The organism is Pseudomonas sp. Marseille-Q0931, assembly GCF_940789645.1.
In the GTDB taxonomy this organism is placed as follows: Bacteria; Pseudomonadota; Gammaproteobacteria; order Pseudomonadales; family Pseudomonadaceae; genus Aquipseudomonas.
Genome location: NZ_CALNWT010000016.1, coordinates 60,898 through 74,508, shown reverse-complemented (window position 1 = coordinate 74,508; position 13,611 = coordinate 60,898). Strand labels below are relative to the sequence as shown.

At 65.6% G+C, this 13,611-nt stretch carries 11 protein-coding genes; 7 read left to right on the top strand and 4 right to left on the bottom strand.

The window, feature by feature from the left end; all coding sequences use genetic code 11:
- The first annotated feature begins 94 nt into the window (after positions 1-94).
- Together P3C50_RS21045 and ppk2 are read left to right on the top strand one after the other, a co-directional pair.
- Positions 95-1,873, top strand: a complete 1,779-nt coding sequence (locus P3C50_RS21045) for an acyl-CoA dehydrogenase C-terminal domain-containing protein (protein ID WP_275547466.1) — start codon at positions 95-97, stop codon at positions 1,871-1,873.
- A 402-nt stretch (positions 1,874-2,275) separates the two neighbouring features.
- Entirely contained in the window at positions 2,276-3,205 is a 930-nt protein-coding gene (gene ppk2 / locus P3C50_RS21040) for a polyphosphate kinase 2 (RefSeq protein ID WP_275547465.1), read from the top strand.
- Between the two features lie 76 nt (positions 3,206-3,281).
- Here ppk2 and P3C50_RS21035 read toward each other — a convergent pair whose 3' ends face one another.
- The 4 genes from P3C50_RS21035 to P3C50_RS21020 form a co-directional block, all read right to left on the bottom strand.
- Complete coding sequence (locus P3C50_RS21035; RefSeq protein ID WP_343252615.1) at positions 3,282-4,169, bottom strand: PstS family phosphate ABC transporter substrate-binding protein; 888 nt, start codon at positions 4,167-4,169, stop codon at positions 3,282-3,284.
- 61 nt (positions 4,170-4,230) lie between these two features.
- Entirely contained in the window at positions 4,231-4,458 is a 228-nt protein-coding gene (locus P3C50_RS21030) for a hypothetical protein (protein ID WP_197856875.1), read from the bottom strand.
- 19 nt (positions 4,459-4,477) lie between these two features.
- Positions 4,478-5,638: a Na/Pi symporter gene (locus P3C50_RS21025; RefSeq protein ID WP_275547463.1), complete on the bottom strand. Its 1,161-nt coding sequence runs from the start codon at positions 5,636-5,638 to the stop codon at positions 4,478-4,480.
- Between the two features lie 69 nt (positions 5,639-5,707).
- Positions 5,708-6,310 (bottom strand): HutD family protein, encoded by a 603-nt coding sequence (locus P3C50_RS21020; RefSeq protein WP_275547462.1) that lies wholly within the window; start codon positions 6,308-6,310, stop codon positions 5,708-5,710.
- Positions 6,311-6,536: 226 nt separating this feature from the next.
- On the opposite strand from P3C50_RS21020, the gene hutI reads away from it, so the two are divergent.
- From hutI to hutH, 5 genes are all read left to right on the top strand, one after another.
- Positions 6,537-7,754 (top strand): imidazolonepropionase, encoded by a 1,218-nt coding sequence (gene hutI / locus P3C50_RS21015; protein WP_275547461.1) that lies wholly within the window; start codon positions 6,537-6,539, stop codon positions 7,752-7,754.
- Entirely contained in the window at positions 7,744-8,679 is a 936-nt protein-coding gene (gene hutG, locus P3C50_RS21010; protein WP_275547460.1) for a formimidoylglutamase, read from the top strand. The genes hutI and hutG overlap by 11 nt, the downstream gene beginning before the upstream one ends.
- A gap of 80 nt (positions 8,680-8,759) precedes the next feature.
- The gene (locus P3C50_RS21005) at positions 8,760-10,085 is read left to right on the top strand and encodes a YjiH family protein (RefSeq protein ID WP_275547459.1); all 1,326 of its coding nucleotides are present in this window, start codon (positions 8,760-8,762) and stop codon (positions 10,083-10,085) included.
- Positions 10,086-10,123: 38 nt separating this feature from the next.
- Positions 10,124-11,785 (top strand): urocanate hydratase, encoded by a 1,662-nt coding sequence (hutU, locus tag P3C50_RS21000; protein WP_275547458.1) that lies wholly within the window; start codon positions 10,124-10,126, stop codon positions 11,783-11,785.
- Positions 11,786-11,902: 117 nt separating this feature from the next.
- On the top strand, positions 11,903-13,438 hold the full coding sequence (hutH, locus tag P3C50_RS20995) for a histidine ammonia-lyase (protein WP_275547457.1): 1,536 nt from the start codon (positions 11,903-11,905) through the stop codon (positions 13,436-13,438).
- Positions 13,439-13,611 lie beyond the last annotated feature (173 nt).

Sequence of the window (13,611 nt, the reverse complement as noted above, 5' to 3'; positions counted from 1 at the left end):
CGTGAATCAATGGTCACAACACGACCCTATGTGTCCGTAAAGTTGTTCAAGTAAACTCGGCCCTCTCACGTAAGTCCGTTTTTGAGGATGTGTCATGGCCGATTACAAAGCCCCCCTGCGCGACATGCGCTTCGTGCTCAATGAAGTATTCGAAGTCTCCAAGCTCTGGGCCGAGCTGCCAGCCCTGGCCGAACTGGTGGACGAAGACACCGCCAACGCCATTCTCGAAGAAGCCGGCAAGGTCACCGCTGGCAGCATCGCCCCGCTGAACCGCAGCGGCGACGAAGAAGGCTGCTCCTGGGATAACGGCGCGGTGAAAACCCCGGCCGGCTTCCCCGAGGCTTATCGCACCTACGCCGAGGGCGGCTGGGTCGGCGTTGGCGGTTCGCCGGAGTTCGGCGGCATGGGTATGCCCAAGGTGATCGGTGCCCAGGTCGAGGAGATGGTCAACTCGGCCAGCCTGTCCTTCGGTCTGTACCCGATGCTGACCTCCGGCGCCTGCCTGTCGATCCTCAACCACGCCAGCGAAGAACTGAAGGCGCAGTACCTGCCGAACATGTATGCCGGCGTCTGGGCCGGCTCCATGTGCCTGACCGAGCCGCACGCCGGCACCGACCTTGGCATCATCCGCACCAAGGCCGAGCCACAGGCCGACGGCAGCTACAAGATCAGCGGCACCAAGATCTTCATCACCGGCGGCGAGCACGACCTGACCGAGAACATCATTCACCTGGTGCTGGCCAAGCTGCCGGACGCACCGGCCGGGCCGAAGGGCATCTCGCTGTTCATCGTGCCGAAAGTCATGGTCAATGCCGACGGCTCGCTGGGCGAGAAGAACGCCCTGGGCTGCGGCTCGATCGAGCACAAGATGGGTATCAAGGCCTCGGCCACCTGCGTGATGAACTTCGACGGCGCCACCGGCTATCTGGTCGGTGAAGTGAACAAGGGCCTCAACGCCATGTTCACCATGATGAACTACGAGCGCCTGGGCGTCGGCATCCAGGGCCTGTCGCTGGGCGAGCGCAGCTACCAGAGCGCCATTGAGTACGCCCGCGAGCGTATCCAGAGCCGCGCACCGACCGGCCCGGTCGCTAAGGACAAGGCCGCCGACCCGATCATCGTGCACCCGGACGTGCGCCGTATGCTGCTGACCATGAAGGCGCTGAACGAGGGCGGTCGCGCCTTCTCCAGCTACGTCGCCATGCAGCTCGACACCGCCAAGTACAGCGAGGACAAGGACACTGCCAAGCGCGCTGACGAGCTTGTCGCCCTGCTGACGCCGGTGGCCAAGGCCTTCCTCACCGACATGGCGCTGGAAACCACCGTGCATGGCCAGCAGATCTTCGGCGGCCACGGCTTCATTCGCGAGTGGGGTCAGGAGCAGTTGGTGCGAGACTGCCGCATCACCCAGATCTACGAAGGCACCAACGGCATCCAGTCGCTGGATCTGGTCGGGCGCAAGATCGTCGGCAGCGGCGGTAGCTACTACAAGCACTTCGCCGACGAGATCAAGGGCTTCGTCGCCTCGGCCGATGCCAATCTCGATGAGTTCACCAAGCCGCTGGCCGCCGCCGTGCAGAATCTCGACGAGTTGACTGCCTGGGTACTGGATCGATCGCAGAGCAACCCCAACGAGATCGGCGCCGCTTCGGTCGAGTACCTGCAGGCCTTCGGCTACACCGCCTATGCCTATATGTGGGCCCTGATGGCACGCGCCGCGCTGGGCAAGGAAACGCAGGACGAGTTCTATGCCAGCAAGCTGGGCACCGCGCGCTTCTACTTCGCCCGCCTGCTGCCGCGTATTCACTCGCTGAGCGCGTCGGTCAAGGCCGGTAGCGGGTCGTTGTACCTGCTGGATGCCGCGCAGTTCTAAGCGCGTTTGGCTGTACCGAAAGCCCCGGCCCCGTGCCGGGGCTTTTGCATCTGGACCTCCAGTGCGTGCAGCGGAGCCGCGTGGTCGTGACGCTTGTAGCCCGGATGCAAGCCGGGAGTAAGGCCGGGATCGGCCCCGGATTTTATCCAGGCTACGGTACTGTCCACTCAAGGCTCACGCGCTTGGCTCCCCTCTCCCATTTATGGGAGAGGGGTTGGGGGAGAGGGCTGATAACCCCGTCAATCTGACAGCTTCCCCTCTCCGAATGCGGCCCGTCCTAACTTTCTTCCCAAAGGGCTTACGGTACTGCGGTCGAAGGAGTACAGGCTCGCCGGTCATTTCGCTGTCATTGCCGCCCGCTAGCCTTGCACGACCAGAGGCAATCACTCAGCAGGAGCCGTCATGACCGACCAGATGCACAGCTCGTTACAGGCCTACGAGCAACTTCTACAGGCCGAATTTCAGGACAGCCTCGACGAAGAGCTGGAGATGGAGCTGGACGATGCGTGCATGGATGACCTCGTCGCCCGGGCCGATCACGGCGGGCCGATGACCAGCGATCTGTCGCGTCGCGAGTATTTTTCCGAGCTGCTGCGCCTGCAGGGCGAACTGGTCAAGCTGCAGGACTGGGTGGTGCACAACCAGCTCAAGGTCGTGGTGCTGTTCGAGGGGCGCGACGCCGCCGGCAAGGGCGGGGTCATCAAGCGTGTCACCCAGCGTCTCAACCCCCGTGTCTGCCGGGTCGCGGCACTGCCGGCACCAAATGATCGTGAGCGCACCCAGTGGTACTTCCAGCGTTACGTGTCGCACCTGCCGGCCGCCGGCGAAATGGTGCTGTTCGACCGCAGCTGGTACAACCGCGCCGGCGTGGAGAAGGTCATGGGCTTTTGCACCGATGCCGAGTACGAGGAGTTCTTCCGCTCGGTGCCGGAGTTCGAGCGCATGCTGGTGCGCTCGGGCATTCTGCTGATCAAGTACTGGTTCTCCATCACCGACAATGAGCAGAACCGCCGTTTCCTGGCGCGTATTCACGACCCGCTCAAGCAGTGGAAGCTGAGCCCGATGGACCTTGAGTCGCGGCGGCGCTGGGAGGCCTACACCCAGGCCAAGGAAGTGATGCTTGAGCGCACCCATATCGAAGAGGCGCCTTGGTGGGTCGTGGAAGCGGACGACAAGAAGCGTGCGCGCCTCAACTGCATCGCCCACCTGCTCAGCCAGATCCCCTACCAGACGGTGCCGCGCACCCAGGTGGAGCTGCCGACGCGAGTTTACAACCCGGACTATCTGCGGATGCCGGTGCCGGACAGCATGCTGGTGCCATCGCTCTACTGAGGCTGCGATGCTGCGCGCCTGGCGCGCAGCATGAGATTACCGGGGCGCTGCGTTGGCAGCCCCCGGTGGAGGAGAGTCAGGGTGCCTTGCTCAGGGCTTCCATGCTGTGGCGATAACTGTCGCGCGCCAGCGGCATATAGCCGGTGAAATGAATCCAGCCAGGCAGGCCTTCGAGGAAGTGGGCCAGAAAGCGCCCCAGCAGCGGTTTATCCGCCAGGCTGCGTTGGCTGACATAGAGGAATAGCGGGCGTGTCAGCGGCTGGTACTGGTTCTGCGCGACCGTCTCCAGGGTCGGGAAGACCGCGCCGTTGCCGGCATCCACCGCGACCAGTTTCAACGTGTCCCAGTGCCGGTGGTAGGCGCCGATGCCGAAGAAACCGAGGGCGTTCGGCTCGGCGGCGATGGCGTTGGCGAGAAACTCTTCGTCCTCGCTGGCCTTATAGTCCTGGCGACTGCTGTGGGTGGTGCCGACGATGGCCTGTGTAAAAACATCGTAGGTACCGGAATCCTGGCCGCGGCCGAACAGCACGATCGGCCTATCCGGCCACTCCGGGCGAAGGTCGCGCCAGCTGTTGAGCTTGTTCTCGGCCGACGGCGACCAGAGCTTTTTCAGCTCATCGACGCTGAGGTCACCGACCCAGGTGTTGGCAGGGTTGACCACCACGGCGATCGAATCCATCGCCAACGGCACGACACGAAAGTCGACGCCGTTGGCCTTGCACTGGGCCTGTTCCTCGGCGTTGATTTCCCGCGAGGCGTTGCTGATATCGGTCTCGCCCGCGCAGAAGCGGCGAAAGCCTGCCGCCGTGCCGGAGAACTTCACTTCGATCTGAGCGGCCTGCGCGCTGCGCTCGAAGCGCCGAACGGCCTCGCGGGTTAGTGGAAAGACCGTGCTGGAGCCGTCGACGCGCAGCTCGGTTGCGTCTGAACTCGCCGAGAGCGCCTGCCCACAGGCGGCCAGCAGGGAGGCAAAAGCGACGCCGGTAGCCAGGCCCTTGCCGAGGGAAAGTTGGATCGTCACGGAATCACCCCTTGGGCTTGCGCCATTCCTGTTTCAGCGAGATCCAGAACAGCTGCAGGCTGCTGAGTTTGGTGTCGACGGCATCGATGTAGTCGTCGAGTTGCTCGATCTGCTCGTGCTGAGCCTTTTCCTCCACTTCCATCCCGGCCAATTGCGCTTCGAGGTCGTTGAGGGTCTCACGCAGTTCATGGATACGCTGTTGAGTTTCCTGGCGATTGCGTTGATGTTTCATGACGACTCCTTGGCAGGGCTCAGAGCTGGGTGATACCGATCAGCAGGAGGGGTAGGGCGAAAAACAGGCCGGCGATGTAGGCGACCACGTAGAGTTTGCTGCGCTGCGCCAGCGTGGCCAGGCCCTCGGCGATCATCGGCGGCACGCCGCGCAGGAAGGGCAGGGCGTAGATGATCAAAATGCCCATCAGGTTGAACAGCAGGTGCACCAGGGCGATCTGCATGGCGACTTCCGCCGTCGGACCGGTGATCGCGGTGGCCGCCAGCAGAGCGGTTACGCACGTGCCGATGTTGGTTCCGAGGGTGAAGGGGTAGACTTGCTTGAGGCTGAACACGCCGCTGCCGGCCAGCGGCACGATCAACGCCGTGGTGGTCGAGGACGACTGCACCAGCACGGTGATCACGGTGCCCGAGGCGATCCCGGAGAGCGGGCCGCGACCGACGCTGGCGTGCATGATGTCCTTGGCGCGGCCGACCATCACCTTGCGCAGCACCTTGCCGATGGCCGTGACCACGAACAGGATCATCGCCACGCCGATCAGGATCAGCGCGACGCCGCTCCACATCGCGCCGGGCAACCAGCTGACGCTGGCGCCCAGCACATCCGAGGCGGGCGAGAGCAGGGTCTTCATGAAATTGACGCTCTTCATGTCAACGCTGGCGTCGCTTACCAGCAGGCCGGCGAGCGATTCGGACATGCGCTGCAGCGGCTGAAAGAGCAGCTCCAGCGGTAGCAGGATGGTCACCGCGGTGATGTTGAAGGCGTCGTGCACGGTGGCAGCGGAGAAAGCGCGACGAAACTCTTCGCCACTGCGGATGTGGCCGAGGCTGACGATGGTGCTGGTCAGCGAGGTGCCGATATTGGCGCCCATGATCAGCGGGATGGCGATGGGGATCGGCAGGCCGCCGGCGACCATGCCGACGATAATCGAGGTCACCGTGCTCGAACTCTGGATCAGCGCGGTGGCCACCAGGCCGATCATCAGGCCGACCAGCGGGTTGGTGGCGAAGGCGAACAATTCGCGGGCGTTGTTGCCAGTGGCGGCCTTGAAGCCGTCGCCAATGGCCCCGACACCGGCCAGCAGCAGGTAGATAAGCGCTACTACCAGCAACCATGAAAGCCACTGGCGCGTGGCCGGTAGCGAGGGCTGTGCTGGCAGTGCATCAGCATTGGTGGTCATAAGCCTTATCTCCCTGAGGGCAGCGAATGGCGCGATGCTGGCAGCGCAGGGTTAAGATTTGATGACCGCTCAGCTACCGCCGGTCTCGTGTTGCAGCCAGCCCAGGTACAGCAGCGCCGGCTGCGCGGCCTGCAGCACCAGCGCGCCGGGCATGCGCTCCAGCAGCAAGCCCTGGCCGCCTTTCAGCACGTGCCTTTCGCCGTCGGGTAGTTGGCAGTCGATGCCCGCGCTGTTCTGGCACCAGAGCAGCATCAGCTCGGCATCGTTTTCCACCTCCTGCCGCCCATGCAGGCTCAGCGGGGCGAGGCGATGGCGCCAGGCGCCGCGGCGGGTCATCAGATTGAGATCGGTGACCGGGCCGTCGCTCAGCGTCGCGCTTATCGCCTCCTCACCGGCGAAGCTCGCCACCGCAGCGCCGGCGTGCAGGTTCTCGATGCGCCCGTCACCGCCCTGCAGGCGCAGCCCTGCGCCACTCAGCAGTGCCAGGCTGCGATCGATGCCAACGAAGGCGGAAAACGGACCCGCCATAGCGACCCGCGCACTGCTGATACGCCACTGAAAATCCTCCAGCCCGGCACCCGGTGGCGCGATGGCCAATTCCAAAGTTTCACCGCCGCCGTTCTTCCAGGGCATGGCGCGGGCGGTGGCGAGATCGAGTCGAACACAGGGCATGGGTGCTCCAAATGTATATACATAAGCGTTGGGCGACGAATGGGAAGCCATCGGCAGCTTCTCCGCATGGTCCCCATTTCATGGGATGCCTGCCTGCAATAGAACGCCTGAACCAGCAAACAGGCTCATGAACTCCGTCAATAGCCTAGATCCGCGAAATGCTTCATGGCTTGACGGCCAGTCGACTCGCTCATATTGTATATACAAAACAAGCAAGGGGAACCCCATGCCGACGCAATCAACTTCGAAACAGCTTTGGCGCGATGTGCAGGTCTTCGATGGCCTGACGCAGCTGGACGAGGCGATGAACGTGTTGGTCGAAGGCGGGCGTATCGCCGGGCTATGGCCGGCGCGCGATTTCGATGAAGCACAGGCTGAGGGCGCGGTTTGCGCCGGTAGCGGCGGGGTGCTGACGCCCGGTCTGGTCGACTGCCACACCCACCTGGTCTATGCCGGCAACCGCGCCGGCGAGTTCGAGCAGCGTCTGGAAGGGGCGAGCTACGAAGAGATCGCCCGCGCTGGTGGCGGCATTCTCAGCAGCGTGCGCGCCACCCGCGCGGCCAGCGAGGACGAACTGATCGCCACCAGCCTGCCGCGCCTCGATGCGCTGCTGGCCGATGGCGTGACCACGCTGGAGATCAAGTCCGGCTATGGCCTGACCGTCGAAGACGAACTGAAGATGCTGCGGGTGGCCCGCCGCCTCGGCGAACTGCGCCCGGTGCGGGTGATCACCACGCTGCTCGGCGCCCATGCTCTACCGTCGGAATATGCCGGGCGCGCCGATGATTACGTGAGCCTGGTCTGCGACGAGATGATCCCGGCCGCTGCCCGTGAACGGCTGGCCGATGCGGTGGACGTGTTCTGCGAGGGCATCGGCTTTTCCCCGGCGCAGTGCGAGCGCATCTATCAGGCGGCTCAGGCTCACGGCCTGGCGATCAAGGCCCATGCCGAGCAACTCTCCAATCTCGGTGGCAGTGCCCTGGCCGCACGTTATGGCGCGCTGTCCGCCGACCATATCGAATACCTCGATGAAGCTGGCGTGCGCGCCATGGCCGAAGCCGGCACCGTTGCCGTGCTGCTGCCCGGCGCCTTCCACGTGCTGCGCGAAACCCAGCTGCCGCCCATCGAGCTGCTGCGCCAGTACGGCGTACCGATGGCGGTGGCCAGCGACGCCAACCCCGGCACCTCGCCGATCTGCATGCCCACGCTGATGGCCAACCTGGCCTGCACCCTGTTTCGCCTCACCCCGCGCGAAGCCCTGGCCGGCATGACCGCCCACGGCGCCTGTGCCCTTGGCCTGCCCGACTTGGGCCGTATCGCCGTCGGCGCGCCGGCGGATCTGTGCCTGTGGGATATCCAGCAACCGGCCGAACTGGCCTACGCGGTGCAGGCCGGGCGTCTGCGCCAGCGCGTGTTCAATGGAGCCATAGTTCATGCTCGCTGATCGTCACTCGATGGCCGCCTGGAGCGGCCGTACCGACCCGGAAACCGACAGCGCGCGCTGGCACCAACGCATCCGCTCCCTTTCCGCCGGTAGCGAGCCAGGCCTGGCCCTGCTCGGTTTCGCCTGCGACGAAGGCGTACGCCGCAACCATGGCCGCGTCGGCGCCGCCGCTGCGCCGCAAAGCGTGCGCAAGGCACTGGCCAACCTGGCCTGGCATCGTCAGGCGCCGGCCTATGATGCGGGTGACGTCATCTGTGAGGATGGCGACCTGGAAGCGGCGCAGGCGCGCTTGGGTCATAACGTCTGCGCGCTGCTGGACGCCGGCCATCTGCCGCTGGTGATCGGTGGTGGGCATGAGGTGGCCTTCGGTAGCTGGTCGGGCCTGGCCGAGCATCTATCCGGCAATCATGCCCCGAAGATCGGCATCGTCAATTTCGACGCCCACTTCGACCTGCGCGACCCAGCCCATGTGCATTCCTCGGGCACACCCTTTGCGCAGATCGCCGAGCAATGCGCCGCACGTGGCTGGCCGTTCCGCTACGCCTGCCTGGGCGTGAGCCGCGCCAGCAACACCCGCGCGCTGTTCGCCCGCGCCGCCGAGCTGAACGTGCTGGTGCACGAGGATCACGAGATTCGCGAGTCGACCCTCGATGCCATCGGCGCCGAGCTGGACGCCTTCGCCGCCGAGTGCGATGCGCTTTACCTGACCCTCGACATCGACGTGCTGCCGGCCTGCGAAGCGCCGGGCGTCAGCGCGCCAGCCGCCCGTGGCGTGCGCCTGGAGCTGCTGGAACCGCTGCTCGAACGGCTCAAGGCCAGCGGCAAGCTGCGCCTGGCCGATCTGGCCGAGCTCAACCCGGAATACGACATCGACAACCGCACCGCCAAGGTGGCGGCGCGGCTGATCCATCTGCTCAGCCTCTGAGCCCGACGCTTTCCCGCACAAAAACAATTACGAGGAAACCCCGATGTTCACCACCGCCCGCAGCGGCCAGGAGCCGCGCTATGTCTGAGTCCCTGCTGCTGAGCGCCGGCGTGTCGCGCCCGCGCGCGCTGGCGCGTCTGCTGGGTTACAGCCTGATCGGCCTGTTGCTGTTCTTCGTGCCGTTCGAGATCGGCGGGCGTTCGACCATCCTCCTCGACCACGCCGCCAGCGCCCTGCAACTGCACGCGCGACCACTGGTGATCAGCGTAGCGCTGCTGTTCATGCTCTACGGTGCGCTGGCGCCCTGGCTCGACGGCAGCTGGCGGCGCAGCCTGACCCACAGGGTATTCAGTGTGCTCAAGGTGTTCGGCCTGCTGATCGGCGTCGCCTATCTGCTGCAGCTCGGCCCGCGGGCGCTGTACCAGCCGGACATGCTGCCGTTCCTGTTCGAGAAGCTGGTGCTCAGCCTGGCGCTGATCGTGCCGCTGGGTTCGCTGGCCCTGGTGTTCCTGATCGGCTTCGGCCTGCTGGAGCTGATCGGCGTGCTGATGCAGCCGGTGATGCGGCCGATCTGGCGCACGCCGGGCAAGTCGGCCATCGATGCCGTGGCCTCCTTCGTCGGCAGCTACTCGGTGGGCCTGCTGATCACCGACCGCATGTACCGCCAGGGCCACTACAGCCTGCGCGAGGCGGCGATCATCGCCACCGGCTTCTCCACCGTGTCGGCGCCGTTCATGGTGATCATCGCCAAGACTCTGGGCCTGATGGGCCAGTGGAACCTGTATTTCTGGAGCGCCATGGCGGTGACCTTCAGCGTCACCGCGATCAGCGCGCGCATCTATCCGCTGTCGCGGCTGCCGTCCGAGTCCAAGCCCGAGGCGCAGCTGCAACCCGGTGAAAGCCGCCTGGGCAGTGCCTGGCGCGCCGGCATGCAGCAGGCCAGCATGGCGCCGTCGCTGGGCTCTGCGCTGCGCGAAACCTTCGTCGATGGCCTGCGCATGACCGCCGCCATCCTGCCGAGCATTCTCGCCGTCGGCCTGCTCGGGCTGCTTGCCGCCAAGTACACCCCGCTGTTCGACGCCCTCGGCGTGCTGCTCTACCCGCTGACCTGGCTGTTCGGCCTGGACGAGCCCATGCAGGTAGCCCGCGCCATGTCCGCCGGCCTGGCGGAGATGTTCCTGCCGGCGATGCTGCTCAAGGACGCTGATGTGCTGGTGAAGTTCGTCACCGCCATCGTCTCGGTCAGCAGCGTGCTGTTTCTCTCCGCCTCGATTCCCTGCGTGCTGGCCACGCGAATTCCCCTGAGCCTGGGCCACCTGCTGCTGATCTGGCTGCAGCGCACCCTGCTCAGCCTGCTGCTGGCCATCCCCCTGGCCTACCTCGCCCAATTTCTGGGTTGGCTCTGACCGCCCACCACTGACCCGTTCCCACAGGAGCCCGCAACATGACCAAGTTCCGCGACACCGAAATCCGCGCCCCGCGCGGCAACACGCTCACCGCCAAGAGCTGGCTGACCGAAGCGCCGCTGCGCATGCTGATGAACAACCTCGACCCGGACGTGGCCGAGAACCCCAAGGAGCTGGTGGTATACGGTGGTATCGGCCGCGCCGCGCGCAACTGGGAGTGCTATGACAAGATCGTTGAGAGCCTGACCAACCTGAACGACGACGAGACCCTGCTGGTGCAGTCCGGCAAGCCGGTCGGCGTGTTCAAGACCCATAGCAACGCCCCGCGCGTGCTGATCGCCAACTCCAACCTGGTGCCGCACTGGGCGAGCTGGGAACACTTCAACGAGCTCGATGCCAAGGGCCTGGCCATGTACGGCCAGATGACCGCCGGCAGCTGGATCTACATCGGCAGCCAGGGCATCGTTCAGGGCACCTACGAGACCTTCGTCGAAGCCGGTCGCCAGCACTACGCCGGCAACCTCAAGGGCCGCTGGGTACTCACCGCTGGCCTGGGTGGCATGGGCGGCGCCCAGCCGCTGGCCGCGACCCTGGCCGGCGCCTGCTCGCTGAACATCGAATGCCAGCAGAGCAGCATCGACTTCCGCCTGCGCAGCCGTTACGTCGACGAGCAGGCCAGCGATCTGGACGACGCCCTGGCGCGCATCGCCAAGTACTGCGCTGAAGGCAAGGCCATCTCGGTCGCCCTGCTGGGCAATGCCGCCGAAATCCTGCCGGAACTGGTCAAGCGCGGGGTTCGCCCGGATATGGTCACCGACCAGACCAGCGCCCACGATCCGCTCAACGGCTACCTGCCGATCGGCTGGAGCTGGTCCGAGTACAAGGATCGCGCAGCCACCGACCCGGCTGGCGTGGTCAAGGCCGCCAAGCAGTCCATGGCCGTGCACGTGCAGGCCATGCTCGACTTCCAGAAGATGGGCGTGCCGACCTTCGACTACGGCAACAACATCCGCCAGATGGCGAAAGAGGAGGGCGTGGCCAACGCCTTCGACTTCCCCGGTTTCGTCCCAGCCTACATCCGCCCCTTGTTCTGCCGCGGCATCGGCCCGTTCCGCTGGGCGGCGCTGTCCGGCAATCCCGAGGATATCTATAAGACCGACGCCAAGGTCAAGGAACTGATCCCCGACGACGCCCACCTGCACCGCTGGCTGGACATGGCCCGCGAGCGCATCGCCTTCCAGGGCCTGCCGGCGCGTATTTGCTGGGTTGGCCTGGGCCAGCGCGCCAAGCTCGGCCTGGCCTTCAACGAAATGGTGCGTTCGGGTGAGCTGAGCGCGCCGGTGGTGATCGGCCGCGACCACCTGGACAGCGGCTCGGTCTCCAGCCCCAATCGCGAGACCGAGGCCATGCAGGACGGCTCCGATGCCGTGTCCGACTGGCCGCTGCTCAACGCCCTGCTCAATACCGCCAGCGGCGCGACCTGGGTGTCGCTGCACCATGGCGGCGGCGTAGGCATGGGTTTCTCCCAGCATTCGGGTATGGTCATCGTCTGCGATGGCACCGACGAAGCTGCCGCACGCATTGCCCGCGTGCTGACCAACGACCCGGGCACCGGCGTGATGCGTCATGCCGATGCCGGTTACCAGATCGCCATCGACTGTGCCAAGGAGCAAGGTCTGAACCTGCCGATGATCGGTTAAGGCACGTTCGCCGCCGGCCCGCTGGGCCGGCGCATCAATCACTGCACGTATCGCGACTTCAGCCATTATTAGGCTCTGCTTCGCCAGGCGCGGACTCACCTCGTGGAAGAACAGAACATGACCACCCTGAACCTGAAACCCGGCCAACTGACCCTGGCCGACCTGCGCGCCGCCTACCAGGCGCCCGTGCACCTGACCCTGGACGCCAGCGCCCATACGGCCATCGACGCCAGCGTCGCCTGCGTCAACCAGATCATCGCCGAGGGCCGCACCGCCTACGGCATCAACACCGGTTTTGGTCTGCTGGCCTCGACCCGCATCGCCAATGCCGATCTGGAAAAGCTGCAGCGCTCCCTGGTGCTGTCGCATGCCGCCGGCATCGGCGAGCCGCTGAGCGATGCCATGGTCCGGCTGATCATGCTGCTGAAGATCAACAGCCTGGCGCGCGGCTTCTCCGGCATCCGCCGCAAGGTGATCGACGCGCTGATCGCCCTGGTCAACGCCGGGGTCTACCCGCATATCCCGCTCAAAGGTTCGGTCGGCGCCTCCGGCGACCTGGCGCCGCTGGCCCATATGTCCCTGGTGCTGCTCGGTGAAAGCCAGGCGCGCTACAAGGGTGAATGGCTGCCGGCCACCGAGGCGCTGGCCGTCGCCGGCCTGGAGCCGATGACCCTGGCCGCCAAGGAGGGCCTGGCCCTGCTCAACGGTACCCAGGTGTCCACCGCCTACGCCCTGCGCGGGCTGTTCGAGGCCGAAGACCTGTACGCCGCCGCCAGCGTTTGTGGCGCGCTCAGTGTCGAGGCGCTGCTCGGTTCGCGCTCGCCCTTCGATGCGCGCATCCATGCCGCTCGCGGTCAGCGCGGGCAGATCGACGCAGCGGCTGCCTTCCGCCACCTGCTCAGCGACAGCAGCGAGATCGGTCGCTCCCACGCCGCCTGCGACAAGGTGCAGGACCCGTACTCGCTACGCTGCCAGCCCCAGGTCATGGGCGCCTGCCTGACCCAGCTGCGCCAGGCTGCCGAGGTGCTCGGCATCGAGGCCAACGCGGTATCCGACAACCCGCTGGTGTTCGCCGCCGAAGGCGAGGTGATTTCCGGTGGCAACTTCCACGCAGAACCCGTGGCCATGGCCGCCGATAATATCGCCCTGGCCATCGCCGAGATCGGCTCGCTGTCCGAACGGCGCATCTCGCTGATGATGGACAAGCACATGTCGCAACTGCCGCCGTTCCTGGTGGCCAATGGCGGGGTGAACTCCGGCTTTATGATCGCCCAGGTAACTGCTGCGGCATTGGCCAGCGAGAACAAGGCGCTGGCCCATCCGCACAGCGTCGACAGCCTGCCGACTTCGGCCAACCAGGAAGACCATGTGTCCATGGCGCCGGCTGCCGGCAAGCGCCTGTGGGACATGGCTGCCAACACCCGTGGCGTGCTGGCCGTGGAATGGCTGGGTGCTTGCCAGGGCCTGGACTTCCGCGAAGGCCTGAAGAGCACGCCGGCGCTGGAGCAGGCGCGCCAGGCCCTGCGCGCCAAGGTGCCGTACTACGTCGAGGATCGCTTCTTCGCCCCGGATATCGCCGCCGCTGACGCGCTGCTGGCCGAGCGCGTGCTGACGCCGTTGCTGCCAGCCGGCATGCTGCCCTCGGTAGGCTGAGAACGGCGGTAGCGTAGCCCGGATGCAATCCGGGGCTTTGATATGAAGCCCCGGATTTCATCCGGGCTACGGTCTTCGTGTAGGAGTCGCGCCCCGCGGCGAATGGGGGCACGTCGCAGGTCTTGTCGAATGGCCGCGACCGCTTTCGCCCCGAGGCGGGGCTCCTACGAGTT

What these genes read in the sequence shown, in the direction of transcription:
- ppk2 (WP_275547465.1), top strand. Translation starts at nt 2,276, where the DNA reads ATGACCGACCAGATGCACAGCTCGTTACAGGCCTACGAGCAACTTCTA.
- P3C50_RS21005 (WP_275547459.1), top strand. Translation starts at nt 8,760, where the DNA reads ATGTCTGAGTCCCTGCTGCTGAGCGCCGGCGTGTCGCGCCCGCGCGCG.
- hutU (WP_275547458.1), top strand. Translation starts at nt 10,124, where the DNA reads ATGACCAAGTTCCGCGACACCGAAATCCGCGCCCCGCGCGGCAACACG.
- hutG (WP_275547460.1), top strand. Translation starts at nt 7,744, where the DNA reads ATGCTCGCTGATCGTCACTCGATGGCCGCCTGGAGCGGCCGTACCGAC.
- P3C50_RS21030 (WP_197856875.1), bottom strand. Translation starts at nt 4,458, where the DNA reads ATGAAACATCAACGCAATCGCCAGGAAACTCAACAGCGTATCCATGAA.
- P3C50_RS21020 (WP_275547462.1), bottom strand. Translation starts at nt 6,310, where the DNA reads ATGCCCTGTGTTCGACTCGATCTCGCCACCGCCCGCGCCATGCCCTGG.
- hutI (WP_275547461.1), top strand. Translation starts at nt 6,537, where the DNA reads ATGCCGACGCAATCAACTTCGAAACAGCTTTGGCGCGATGTGCAGGTC.
- P3C50_RS21045 (WP_275547466.1), top strand. Translation starts at nt 95, where the DNA reads ATGGCCGATTACAAAGCCCCCCTGCGCGACATGCGCTTCGTGCTCAAT.
- hutH (WP_275547457.1), top strand. Translation starts at nt 11,903, where the DNA reads ATGACCACCCTGAACCTGAAACCCGGCCAACTGACCCTGGCCGACCTG.
- P3C50_RS21025 (WP_275547463.1), bottom strand. Translation starts at nt 5,638, where the DNA reads ATGACCACCAATGCTGATGCACTGCCAGCACAGCCCTCGCTACCGGCC.